The sequence below is a fragment of the Gemmatimonadales bacterium genome (assembly GCA_036279355.1).
Classification (GTDB): Bacteria; Gemmatimonadota; Gemmatimonadetes; order Gemmatimonadales; family GWC2-71-9; genus DASQPE01.
Genome location: DASUJH010000014.1, coordinates 18,674 through 28,454, shown reverse-complemented (window position 1 = coordinate 28,454; position 9,781 = coordinate 18,674). Strand labels below are relative to the sequence as shown.

Below are 9,781 nucleotides of genomic sequence, written 5' to 3'. Positions count from 1 at the left end.
CATAAGCGGGAATCGATGCCGGACGGCACCGGGGCGGTCCGCTCGCGGGATGTTGCGAAGCGCGCCGGACCGCGCGAATCGGGTTGCGTGTCTCGCGCTCGCCGCCGCGAGCTTCCGGCGTGCCTACCCCTTGTCGTCTCGGCGCCGAGGAGCGCAAGATTCAACGATGGTGGATCGCGTCGGCGAGGGTCTCCGCCTTCCTTATTACACCGCGGACATGGTTCGCGCGTTGCCTGACGACGGGAATCGGTACGAGGTCGTCCACGGCGAGCTGCTCGTGACGCCGGCGCCGCGGCGCTGGCATCAGGCAATCGTCGGGCGGCTGGTGTTCGCGCTTACGCAGTACGTGCTCGCACACCGCTTGGGTGGGGTCTTCGCGTCGCCCGCCGACGTCTCTTGGGGCCCCGACGTGCTGGTGCAGCCCGATGTGTTCGTCGTGCCCCCGGTCCAGGGCCGCGCTCGAGTCCGCGAGCTGGAGTGGTCGGACATCAGCGAGCTCCTCCTTGTGGCCGAGGTGCTGAGCCGGGCGACCTCGCGGTACGATCGCTTCATCAAGCGCCGCCGCTATCAGGAGGCGGGAGTGCCCCTGCTCTCCGACCTCTTGCGCCACGCCTGAGTGAGGCGCGCCGGGCCGCCGGCGCTCGCGCGGGTTGCGCGCCCGGCGCTCGCGCCGGTTGCGCCTCCGGCGACACTTACCCGCGCGTCCGCCACAGGGTGGACCACCCGCCGCCGTACGCGGTACCCATGCGCCCGCGGACAGTCGCGAGCCCGATGAGCAGCAACCCCACCGCGGCATCGTTCACCCGCGCCGCCGCTCCGCCCCCGAACGCCCAGGCCACCAGCACGAGCCAGAGCCCGATGACGAGGTTGACCCGGCGCACCGGGCGCGTCACCTCCGAAACCGCGACGATGCCGATGGCTGCGGCGATCGGCCCCACCACGAGATCGTTGTCCCGCGCGCCGCCTCCTACGCCGAGCACCGCCGGCGCCGCCATGAGCCAGATGCCGAGCAGCGCGCTAACGGCTTGCGCCCACACCGGCCGCCTCCGTCGGATTCGCCTCGCCCCGGAACGCGGGCCAGAGCGCCCGCCCCGCATCGTGCACGCGCTTCAGGTATTGCAGGCTCGCCAGCAGCTCGTCCATCGCGGGGCCGATCATGAGCACCGAAATCACCGCCGACGCGAGGCAGAGCGTGCACCAGGCGCCGAAAAGCACCGGCTGGAAGATGACCAGCATGATGCTGACCGCGCCAAGCGGGCCTACCGCGATGCCGAAGACGATCACGATCCACGGCTTGGTGCGCCACCGGCCGGTCCCGCCAACGGCGCCGGTCACGGCGTCCACCACATAGCCCAGCGCACCGAGCCCGGCGTCGGGAATCGGCAGCAGGCGCGACACCGGCGAGTGCAGGATGCGCACGCTGCCTCGGCCGAAGAACGGCTCCCACACGTCGTCGAACACGCCGAGCTGGTAGAGCGCGAGATAGCCCGCGATGCAGAAGCCGACCACGGCCACCGCGATGAGCGGCAAGCGCTCGGACCAGCTCGACGGATTGTAGCTCCAGCCGGGCGGTGTCTCGGCGGCGGTCATGCGCGCCCCTCGAGCCGGAGCTCGCCCGCGTCGGATTGAAAGGGCGTGAGCAGCTCGGCGCCCGTCGCTCCCAGCGCCACCACGTCACAATGTCGCACGCCGCCGAAGCCCGCGAGGTACGCGGCCGGCTCCACGTTCATGACCATGCCCGCCTCGAGCACGTCGGGCGATGCCGGATGCAGCCGTGGGCGCGCGTTGCCGTCGATGGCGGCGAAACCCACGCCGTGGCCGGTGCCGTGGGTGAACGCATGCGCCAGTCCGTGCCGCGCGAGCACCGCCCGCGCGGCGCCGTCCACGTCGGCCGCGCGGGCGCCCGGCACCAGCGCGTCGAGCGCCGCCCCCCGCGCGGCGAGCACCGCTTCGTGCAGCTCGCGCGCGCGGTCGTGCGCAGGCCGCAGAATGAAGGTGCGGGTGATATCGGTCCAGTAGCCGCCCAGGCAGGTGTTGCAATGGACGAGCACCAGGTCGCCGCCGGCGAGAGGGCGGTCGCTCGAGCGCGCGTAGGCGCGGCCGGCGTGTGCGGCATCGGGCCCGGACATGCAAAAGAAGAAGCCGCCCGCACGCACGTCCGTCTCATCCGCACCCACAGGGGCTACGTCGGCGGAGGTTGCGCCGGCGGAGGTTGCGCCGGCGGAGGTTGCGCCTCCGGAGGACGCGGCGGTGGCTGGCGCGGCGACGCTCGACGCGCCCGCGGACGAGGCCGCGGCGAGCGCCGCACGGAACGCGGCCGCCACCTCGCGCTCCGCTGCGCCAACCTGGATTGCGCGAGTGCCGGCGCAGTACGCCTCGCCCGCGATGCGGCAGGCGTGGCGGACGCAATCGATCTCGCGGCGGGTGAGGACGGCGCGGAGCCGGTGCAGCAGCGCGTCGCCGCCGGCGAGGCGCGCGGCAGGCGCGGCGTGCGCGATGAGGTCCGGCAGCGCAGCCCCATAGCGATTGACGCCCGCGTACGAGCTGGGCTCGAGCAGCGGGCCGCGCTCGTAACCGACGCGGCCGCGCGCCACGCCGAGCCGCTCGAGCATCGCGCCGAGCGGCGCGCGGACGACGTCGTCGAGCGGCGTGAGCGCGTCGAGCGAGCCCGGCGAAACCGTGCGCAGGTCATCGGCCCAACCGCGGTCAGCGAGCTCCCGCTCGTCTTCCGGCGCGAGCACGCCCACGGCGCCGTCGCGGTTCACGATCGCGATCGCGGTGCCGAGCACCGGCCAGTATCCGGACGCGAGCAGCACGTTCGATGGATGGGCAACGACGAGCGCATCGAGCCCCGCGTCGCGCAGCCCGTCCACGATCCGCCCGATCCGCTCCGCGTCGCGCATCATGACGGCGACGGCTCGGCCACGCTCGGCCTTGGCAGGAGCGGCTGGCCCGCGATGCGCCACGCGCCGTACGCCACCGTGAGCCCGACCACCGCGGCGAGCCCGGTGAGATCGAGCCAGTGCGGGTGAATGCCGTCGGGGTGCAGCGCCGGCAGCACCAGCCAGTACACGTCGAGGTAGTGCATCACCAGCAGCCAGACGGCGATGACGCCGAGCGCCGTGCGGTTGGTCTTCACCGCCCGCGGCAGCAACAGGAGAAAAGGAAGCGCGAACTGCCCCACGATCAGCACCACCGCGAGCACGCCCCAGCTTCCGCGCATACGTGGCACGTACCAGGCGATCTCGACCGGAATGTCCCCGATCCAGATGATGAGAAACTGGCAGAAGGCGATGTACGCCCAGAACACGATGAAGGTGACGAGCAGCGTGCCGAGCGCGCGGTACTGCCTCGACTCGATGGCGCCGGCGAGCGTGCCGCCGCTCGCGACGCACCCCGCAAGCGCCACGAGTGCCAGCGCACCGAGGAAACCGCCGGAGAACCAGTAGAGCCCGTAGATGGTCGAGAACCAGCGCGGTGCGAGCGACATGAGCCAGTCGAAGGCCGCGAAGGTGAGCGCGAGCGAGACGAGCGGGAGACCCGCCGCGCTCAGCGCCCGCGACTTGCCCAGCGCGCCGGGCGCCGGCGCCCGCGCGCGCTCCGCCGACCAGCGATCGAGCAGCAGGGTGATCGTGATCCAGATGGCGAAGTAGATCACCGCGCGGATCACGAAGAACGGCACGTTGAGATATGCCGCAGCGGGAACGCCCGCCGACGAACGCACCCAGGGATATAGCTCGCCCAGGCCGGGCAGGAGCAGGATGAAGAGGATGGCGAAGACCGGCATCGTCGCGGCGACGCCTTCGGTGACCCGGCGGAGCGGGATGAACCAGCGCGCGCCGGTGAGGTGCGTCGACATGGCGAGGATGAGTGCGCCGAGCGCCACGCTGATCGCCGCCGCGTACGCGGTGAGGAACGAGGTGTACGCCTGGCGCGCGTCGACCAGCAGGCCCAACGCGGAGAGCACGAGACCCACGATGCCGATGACGAACGCGATGCGCGCGAGGCGCCCCGCATGCCGCGGTGGTTCGCCCGGCCCCGCCTCGGACCAGCGGCGGCCCACGTATAGCGCGGCGGCGAGCGCGCCCATGCCACGGCGGGTCACGACGGCGCTCCGGGTGCAGCGGTCGTGTCGCTCCGCTGCAAGCGCTGCACGTAGGCCACCACCGCCCAGCGGTCCACGACCGAGAGCTGCGCCGCGTACGGCGGCATCCGGCCAAAGCCGGCGCCGATCACGTGATAAACAAGCCCCGGCGGCAGCGCCGCGATCGCGGCCGAGCGGAGCGAAGGCGGCGGCCGCTCGATCATGTTCTGGGCGACGGCACTGTGGCCGCGGCCGTCTTCACCGTGGCACGCGGCGCAGAAGATGTCGAAGCGCGAACGGCCGCGGGCGAGGAGCGTATCGGTGACCGTCACGGGGATCCGCGCCAGGTAGCTCCCCTGCGCGTCCACGCCGTTCGCGATTTCAGGCCCCGCCGGCGCCGCGGCACCGATCGCGCTCGGCACGTTGCCGCCACGGGGGATCGTACCCTCGGGCGGTGTCTGCATCACCGCGCCATTCCAGAAGAACGCGCTGTGCTCGTACGGGTCGTACCGCGGCTGCTCCCGCATGCGCTCGAGCGCGCGGTCGAGGTCGGCGGACCAGCCATGGCAGCCGGAGGCGAGGAGCACGACGAGGCCCGCGGCGAGCCCCGCCGCGATGCGCGCCGCGATGGGCGCCGCGCGCCGGCGCGTTCGCGCGATGCGCAATGCCAACCGCCGCGGGGCCGCCGTCATTGCAGCTCCCCCGGCACCGCTACCGCAGGCGCGGTCCTCTCCGGCACCGGCGTGACCCGCAGCGGGCCCAGCGCCGCGAGCGCCTGGCCGGTGCGCTCGCGGTCATAGATCGGATCCTCGGCCGACACCGCCAGCCAGAACCGGTCGTCCGACGCGCGATCGAATCCCTCCACCTCGAACACCGGGTGCCAGAGTGCGGGCAATCCGAGCACGAAGTACAGGCCGAAAAACGCGGTGAGCGAGGCGCCCAGCACGGTCGCCTCGAACGTGGCCGGAATGAAGGCGGGCACCGCGTGCGCCGGCCGGCCGCCCACGATCTGCACGTACGCGACCACGTCCGAGTACCACTGGATCAGGTAGCCCGCGATCCCGCCCAGAATGCCGCCGAGCAGGACGAACTTGGGCAGCGCCGGCCACGGGAGGCCGAGCCGCTCCGTGAGCCCCGGCACCGCGAACGGCGTGAACGTCTCCAGCTCGCGATAGCCGAGCGCGCGGAGCGCCGCGACCGCCGCCACCAGCTCGTCCGGCCCGCGGAACTCCGCCATGAGCCCGTGCGCCAGCCGCCTGCGCTTCATGCCTCCGCCTCCGCCAGCTCGTGGCGCAGCTCCTTCACCTCGCTGATCGGAATGAACGGCACGAAGCGCAGGAAGAGCAGGAAGAAGAACCCGAACAGTCCCACGCTCCCGAACAGGATCGACCAGTCCACCCAGCTCGGCGCGTAGTTGTGCCACGAGCTCGGGAGGAAATCGCGGCTGAGCGAGCCCACGATGATGACGAACCGCTCGATCCACATCCCCGCGAGGATGAGCAGCGAGCCCAGGAAGAGCGCCACGGGGCTCCGCCGCATCCGGCGCCACCAGTAGAGATTCGGCGTGAGCACGTTGCAGGCGATGAGCGCCCAGAAGAGCCAGGCGTAGTGGCCGAGCGGCCGCGCCACGAGATAGGTATAGCGCTCGTACGCGTTCCCGCTGTACCAGGCGATGAAGATCTCGACGATGTAGCAATAGGTGAGCATCCACCCCATCGCGAGCAACAGCTTGGCCATGTTGTCGAGATGCCGCGGGGTGATGACCGTGCCGAGCCCGAAGATCCGGCGGACCGGCAGGATCAGGATCAGCACCATCGCGAAGCCTGAATAGATGGCGCCGACCACGAAGTACGGCGGAAAGATCGTCGAGTGCCAGCCGGGGAGCTGCGCGATGGCGAAGTCGAGGCTCACGATGCTGTGGACGGAGATCACGAGCGGCGCCGCGAGCCCGCCCAGCATGAGGTACGCAAACTTGTACTGGTGCCATTGCCGCGCCGCGCCCCGCCAGCCGAGCGCGAGGACTCCGTAAATCCGCCGGCGCACGCGGCCCGGCACGCGGTCGCGCGCGGTGGCGAAGTCGGGTACGAGGCCCATGTACCAGAAGAGGAGCGAGACCGTGAAGTAGGTGGCCACCGCCGCCGCGTCCCACGGCAGCGCGCTCTTGAACTGGGGCCACACGCCGAACCGCGTAGGGTACGGCAGAAGCCAGTAGAAGAACCAGGGCCGCCCGAGGTGGAGGATCGGAAAGAGCCCCGCGTTCACCAGCGCGAAGAGCGTCATCGCCTCCGCGACGCGGTTGATCGACGCGCGCCACCGCTGGTTGAAGAGCAGCAGGAAGGCCGAGATGAACGTGCCCGCGTGGCCGATGCCGATCCACCAGACGAAGTCGGTGATGGCGTAGGCCCAGGCATTGGGGATGTTGTTGCCCCAGACGCCGATGCCGGTGACGATCGTGTACGTCCCCGCGACGACCAGGAGCAGCGCGCCCGCCGCGGCGATGGCGAGCAGCAGCCACCAGCCGAGCGAGGCACGCTGGATGATCGGCGCGAGGAGCTGGTCGGTGATGGCCGCGTCGTCGGGCCGCCCCTGGAGCACCGGGTCGTGCGGCGGGGTGCCCGCCACGCCGCGCCGAGGCGCCGAGCTAAGCGAGGTCATCGGAAGGCCCGAGCGCGGGATTCGGGTTGCTGATGCGGGCGAGGTACTGCACCCTGGGCTGCGTGCTCAATTCGTGCAGCACCTCGTAGCGCCGCGGGTCGGCCCAGCGGCGCACGACCTCGTCCCTCGGGTTGGTGAGCGAGCCGAAGATGATCGCCTCGGTGGGGCACGACTGCTGGCAGGCCGTCCGCACCTCGCCCGGCCGGAGCGGGCGCCCCTCCACTCGGCCCGCGATCTGCGCCTCGCGCACGCGCTGGATGCAGAAGGTGCACTTCTCCATCACACCGCGGGCGCGCACCGTCACGTCGGGGTTCTTGACCATCCGCTCCGTTTCCGCCAGCTCGTCGTTGTAGTCGAACCAGTTGAACCGGCGGACCTTGTAGGGGCAGTTGTTGGAGCAGAACCGGGTACCGACGCAGCGGTTGTACACCATTTCGTTGATCCCATCGACGCTGTGCGAGGTGGCGCCCACGGGGCAGACGTACTCGCAGGGCGCCTTCTCGCACTGCTGGCAGAGCATCGGCTGCACGGCGGTGGCCGGATCGTCGGGCGCGCCGCTGAAGTAGCGGTCGATCCGGATCCAGTGCATCTCCCGGCTGTGGAGCACGCCCTCGCGCCCCACTACGGGAATGTTGTTCTCCGCCTGGCAGGCGACGACGCACGCGCTGCATCCGGTGCAGAGCGAGAGGTCGATGGCCATGGCCCACTGGTCGGGCGCGGTGAGCGACGGCTCGTACAGCGTGAGCGTGCGCTTCCGCTCGGAGGCGGCAAAGCTCGGGTTGCGCCGGTACTCCTCCAGCGTTGCCGCCAGAATGGGCGAGCGGCCGTGCATCCCCCAGTGGGATTGCGTGGTGGCGAGCACGTGGCGGAGCGGGCCACCGGATGCGGGTGCGCGGCGCACCGAAAGCCCCGCGGCGGCGTAGGGCGCGTCGCTCGGGCGGATCCGGTACACGTTGGCGCCGACGCCGTTCGCCACCAGCTCGGGGCCGCCGGCTCGGCCATAGCCCACCGCGACGGAAATGCAATCGTGGGCATGACCCGGAACGACGAGCGCCGGCACCCGCACGCTGCGGCCGCGGAGGGTGAGCTCGAGCACGTCGTTGGTCTCGACGCCGAGTTGCGACGCCGTGCGCGGGCTCAACTGGGCGGCGTTGTCCCAGGTGAGCTTGGTGATCGGGTCCGGCAGCTCCTGGAGCCACGCGTTGTCGGCAAAGCGGCCGTCGTAGATGGCCGCGCTCTGGGCGAACACGATCTCCATCCCGGCGGCGGGGGGCCCGTCCGTTGCGGGCGCGGCATTCGATTGGAGTGCTTCAAGCGCCGCAGGGTTGGCTTGCACGCGCACCGGCGCCGCGGCGCTCCCCTCGATCACGCCGCCCTCGAGCGCCGCATCCCAGAACGCGTCGAAATCTCCCGCTCCCGCTCCCGCGCGCGTGCGCCACGCGTCGCGGAGCCGGGTATGCGCGTCGCCGCCGACGCTGGCCACGAGGGCCAGCACGTCGTCCCGCGCGTGGCCGCCGTAGAGCGGCGCAATGAGCGGTTGCACCAGCGACGCCGTGCCGTCCCAGGCGCGCTCGTCGCCCCACGCCTCGAGGTAGTGGAGCGCGGACGCGAACCACTGTGCACGCCCCCCGGTCTCGTTGCGGAAAAGGCCGAGGTACGCGGTGAACGGGACGCGCGCGAAGAGCCGCGCGAAGTCGTAGTCCGCGGGCGCGGTGAAGCAGGGATCGCCGCCGAGCACGATGACGGCGCCCGCGGAGCCGCCGCGCATCGCGTCGACCAGCGCGGCGAGCGACTCGGCGCGCGCGCCGCCGGCACCTCCCGCGCCGATGAGTTGCGGCTCGATGTACGAAACGGTCCGGCCCTCGTTGCCGAGCGCCGCGTTGAGCAGGTACGCCGTCGCGTGAACGGCCGCCGGCTGCCGCTCGCCCGCGATCACGATGCTCCGTCCCCGATGCGCGGCCAGATCGGCGGCGGCGGCACGGACCCATTCGCTTGACTTGCCCGCGTCCGTGGCCGGCCGCGCGCCCGTGCCAGCCGCCCCCGCCGCACCGCTCGACGCGGCGGCCGCGTGCACCATCGCCGCTACGTCCCGCACCTCGCGCGTGCGCCCGCGGAGGCGGTGATCCGCGCTCGCACCGGTTTCGCTCAGCACGCCCTCGACGACGTACAGCCGGTTCATGCTGTCATCCGGCGCGCGCAGCCGCCGCCGCTCGGCGAACTGCCGCGCGTAGCGGAGGAAGAAGGGGCCGGCCGCGAGGAAGTTCGCGTCGAGCGCGAGGACGACGTCGGCGCGGCGGAAGTCATACACCGGCTGCACGGCGCGCCCGAAGACCGCACGCGCCGCGTCGAGCGGCGCGTCGCTCGCGAGCGGGGCGTCGAAGTGCACGTGCACGTCGGGGTAGCGCTCGCGCACGCGCGAGAGCAGCTCGCCGGCCATCGGCGATGCGGTGGGCTCGAGCAGAAGATGGAGCCCCGCTCCGCGCGCACCCGCCTGGCGCGCGAGGGCGGCCGGCGCGAGCGCCGCGGCAAAGGCGTCCCAGCTCGTGGCCTTGCCGCCCCGCCGCACCTCGCGCGCGCGGTGCGGGTCGTACAGCTCGAGCACCGATGCCTGGTGGTACACGCCCGCGGCGCCGAGGCTCGCCGGATGGTCGGGGTTGCCCTCGACCTTGGTGGGCCGGCCGACGTGGCTCTCCACCAGCAGGCCGGTGGCGTAGCCGTCCATCGCCATCGACGTCGCGTAGTGATTGGCCGTGCCGGGCGTGACCTCAGGCGGACGCGAGACGTAGGTGAGGATGCGCTCGGTGGGCCGGCTCACGCAGCCGCTGACACCGGCGAGCGCCATGCTCGCGCCGAGCAGCTTGACGAACTCCCGGCGGCTCAAGCCTCCGCGCAGCTCGTCCGCGCCGGCCGGAAATTCGCGCGCGAGCGCCGCCGTGAACTCCGGCTCGTCGAGCAGCTCGTCCAGCCCGCGCCAGTATTCCCGCCCCTCGTGCCGCGCGGCCCACGCCTCCCAGCGTTCCCGCCACCCTTCACCCATGCGTC

Annotated in this window: 9 protein-coding genes; 1 reads left to right on the top strand and 8 read right to left on the bottom strand. The window is 72.0% G+C overall.

From position 1 onward, the window contains the following. The first annotated feature begins 166 nt into the window (after window positions 1-166). Window positions 167-616, top strand: coding sequence for a Uma2 family endonuclease (locus tag VFW66_03210; GenBank protein ID HEX5385692.1), 450 nt, complete (start codon window positions 167-169; stop codon window positions 614-616). Window positions 617-692: 76 nt separating this feature from the next. On the opposite strand, the gene VFW66_03205 is transcribed toward VFW66_03210, so the two are convergent. Genes VFW66_03205 through VFW66_03170 form a run of 8 tightly spaced genes read right to left on the bottom strand, consistent with a single transcriptional unit; the run spans window position 693 to window position 9,776 of the window. Continuing rightward, on the bottom strand, window positions 693-1,037 hold the full coding sequence (locus VFW66_03205; GenBank protein HEX5385691.1) for a hypothetical protein: 345 nt from the start codon (window positions 1,035-1,037) through the stop codon (window positions 693-695). Next, window positions 1,018-1,590, bottom strand: coding sequence for a vitamin K epoxide reductase family protein (locus VFW66_03200; GenBank protein ID HEX5385690.1), 573 nt, complete (start codon window positions 1,588-1,590; stop codon window positions 1,018-1,020). Before VFW66_03200 ends, VFW66_03205 begins: the two co-directional genes overlap by 20 nt. Beyond that, on the bottom strand, window positions 1,587-2,906 hold the full coding sequence (locus VFW66_03195; protein HEX5385689.1) for a Xaa-Pro peptidase family protein: 1,320 nt from the start codon (window positions 2,904-2,906) through the stop codon (window positions 1,587-1,589). The genes VFW66_03200 and VFW66_03195 overlap by 4 nt, the downstream gene beginning before the upstream one ends. Beyond that, window positions 2,903-4,105, bottom strand: a complete 1,203-nt coding sequence (locus VFW66_03190; GenBank protein HEX5385688.1) for a hypothetical protein — start codon at window positions 4,103-4,105, stop codon at window positions 2,903-2,905. Before VFW66_03190 ends, VFW66_03195 begins: the two co-directional genes overlap by 4 nt. After that, the gene (locus tag VFW66_03185) at window positions 4,102-4,776 is read right to left on the bottom strand and encodes a cytochrome c (protein HEX5385687.1); all 675 of its coding nucleotides are present in this window, start codon (window positions 4,774-4,776) and stop codon (window positions 4,102-4,104) included. Before VFW66_03185 ends, VFW66_03190 begins: the two co-directional genes overlap by 4 nt. After that, a complete protein-coding gene (locus tag VFW66_03180; GenBank protein ID HEX5385686.1) occupies window positions 4,773-5,351 on the bottom strand; it encodes a DUF3341 domain-containing protein in 579 nt (192 codons plus the stop codon). Before VFW66_03180 ends, VFW66_03185 begins: the two co-directional genes overlap by 4 nt. Further along, the gene (nrfD, locus tag VFW66_03175; GenBank protein ID HEX5385685.1) at window positions 5,348-6,739 is read right to left on the bottom strand and encodes an NrfD/PsrC family molybdoenzyme membrane anchor subunit; all 1,392 of its coding nucleotides are present in this window, start codon (window positions 6,737-6,739) and stop codon (window positions 5,348-5,350) included. The genes VFW66_03180 and nrfD overlap by 4 nt, the downstream gene beginning before the upstream one ends. After that, on the bottom strand, window positions 6,726-9,776 hold the full coding sequence (locus VFW66_03170) for a TAT-variant-translocated molybdopterin oxidoreductase (GenBank protein HEX5385684.1): 3,051 nt from the start codon (window positions 9,774-9,776) through the stop codon (window positions 6,726-6,728). The genes nrfD and VFW66_03170 overlap by 14 nt, the downstream gene beginning before the upstream one ends. Between the last annotated feature and the right edge of the window lie 5 nt (window positions 9,777-9,781).

What these genes read in the sequence shown, in the direction of transcription:
- VFW66_03210 (HEX5385692.1), top strand. Translation starts at nt 167, where the DNA reads ATGGTGGATCGCGTCGGCGAGGGTCTCCGCCTTCCTTATTACACCGCG.
- VFW66_03200 (HEX5385690.1), bottom strand. Translation starts at nt 1,590, where the DNA reads ATGACCGCCGCCGAGACACCGCCCGGCTGGAGCTACAATCCGTCGAGC.
- VFW66_03195 (HEX5385689.1), bottom strand. Translation starts at nt 2,906, where the DNA reads ATGATGCGCGACGCGGAGCGGATCGGGCGGATCGTGGACGGGCTGCGC.
- VFW66_03185 (HEX5385687.1), bottom strand. Translation starts at nt 4,776, where the DNA reads ATGACGGCGGCCCCGCGGCGGTTGGCATTGCGCATCGCGCGAACGCGC.
- VFW66_03180 (HEX5385686.1), bottom strand. Translation starts at nt 5,351, where the DNA reads ATGAAGCGCAGGCGGCTGGCGCACGGGCTCATGGCGGAGTTCCGCGGG.
- nrfD (HEX5385685.1), bottom strand. Translation starts at nt 6,739, where the DNA reads ATGACCTCGCTTAGCTCGGCGCCTCGGCGCGGCGTGGCGGGCACCCCG.
- VFW66_03170 (HEX5385684.1), bottom strand. Translation starts at nt 9,776, where the DNA reads ATGGGTGAAGGGTGGCGGGAACGCTGGGAGGCGTGGGCCGCGCGGCAC.